The sequence below is a fragment of the Acinetobacter sp. USHLN143 genome (assembly GCF_037145695.1).
Taxonomy (GTDB): Bacteria; Pseudomonadota; Gammaproteobacteria; order Pseudomonadales; family Moraxellaceae; genus Acinetobacter; species Acinetobacter fasciculus.
In genome coordinates this window covers 1-1,752 of record NZ_JBBCWZ010000156.1, presented here as the reverse complement: position 1 = coordinate 1,752, position 1,752 = coordinate 1, and the positions used below count along the sequence as shown (strand labels likewise).

The 1,752-nt window shown below is 36.6% G+C and carries 1 protein-coding gene; it reads left to right on the top strand.

Annotation, left to right across the window (positions count from 1 at the left end):
* The first annotated feature begins 147 nt into the window (after positions 1-147).
* Complete coding sequence (gene gorA / locus WFH18_RS17360) at positions 148-1,500, top strand: glutathione-disulfide reductase (protein WP_002122354.1); 1,353 nt, start codon at positions 148-150, stop codon at positions 1,498-1,500.
* Positions 1,501-1,752: the final 252 nt, after the last annotated feature.

Below are 1,752 nucleotides of genomic sequence, written 5' to 3'. Positions count from 1 at the left end.
ATTCAAAAGGGTTTGGGTTTTAAGACACCAAATCAAATGGCCGAAGACTTTTATAAGTTGGCTGCCTAGAATCTCCCAAGGGAAAGTCTCCTGATAATTCAGCGTATATCATTAACTTTTTAAATCTAAAAAACAGGAATTTCATTTATGTCTAAACACTATGATTATATTGCGATTGGCGGAGGCAGTGGCGGTATTGCATCAGTCAATCGTGCTGCCATGTATGGTAAGAAATGTGCACTGATAGAAATGGGTGATATTGGTGGAACCTGTGTCAACGTAGGATGTGTTCCTAAAAAAGTGATGTGGTATTCAGCTCAAATTGCCGATGCGATTCATAAATATGGTCCTGACTATGGCTTTAATACAGAATTGAAATCCTTTAACTGGAAGAAATTAGTTGAAAACAGACAAGCCTATATCAGCCGAATACATACATCGTATGACACAGGACTAGCTAAAAATAATGTTGATGTCATTCGAGGTTTTGCAAAATTTTTAGATGCTCAAACAATTGAAGTAAATGGTGAAACGTACACAGCTGACCATATTTTAATTGCTACGGGGACTCAAGCATTCAAACCTGAAATTGAAGGTGCTGAATATGGTATTGATTCCAATGGTTTCTTCGGATTAGAACACTTACCGAAGCGGACTGCTATTGTTGGTTCTGGCTATATTGCTGTGGAATTGGCAGGTGTTCTTAATGCATTGGGTTCGAATGTACAATTATTTATTCGTAAACATCAGCCTTTGCGTGGATTAGATCATTTCCTTGGTAAAACACTATTAGAGAATATGCGCAGTGAAAATATTAACGTGCATACTCATAGTCAGATTAACAAAGTGACTAAAGTTCAAGATAACTCACTTGTATTACACCTAGAAGATGGTACAGAACATAGTGTAGATTGCTTGATTTGGGCAATTGGTAGAAAACCTGCAACTGAAGCGATCAATCTTAATAAGACTCAAGTTCAATTGAACGAGAATCGCTTTATTCATGTTGATGCATATCAAAATACAACACAGTCTGGCATTTATGCAGTGGGTGATATTACAGGTAAAGTCGAGTTAACACCTGTTGCTGTGGCAGCGGGTCGAAGACTGTCTGAACGTTTATTTAACAATAAGCCAAATGAACATTTAGATTATGAAAATATTCCGACTGTGGTGTTTAGTCACCCACCTATTGGAACAGTTGGATTAACCGAAGATCAAGCCATAGAAAAATTTGGTAAAGATGCCATCAAAATTTATAGTTCTTCCTTTACATCCATGTATACAGCGATAACAGAACATCGACAACTCACAAAAATGAAATTAATTTGTGTAGGAACTGATGAGAAAGTGGTCGGAATTCATGGTATTGGATACGGTATGGATGAAATTCTGCAAGGCTTTGCTGTTGCTTTAAAAATGGGAGCAACTAAAAAAGACTTCGATAACACTTTAGCAATTCATCCGACTTCTGCTGAAGAATTCGTCACAATGCGTTAATCATTGATCATCTAAAAGAGCATTTATTTATATATTTGCTCTTATTTTTATATTCTATATCCAAATTATGAACTTTCAACAACTTAGAATTATTAGAGAACTCACTCAACATAATCTCAATTTATCACAAACAGCACATGCTCGGCTTTGTTGCACAAAGATTTGAAATGCAAAGCGCCCCTAATTGAGCCAAATTTAAGGCGTAACTTGGGTAAGTGGTCGACCTAATTCCGTAAATCTGTTAAGGACTGC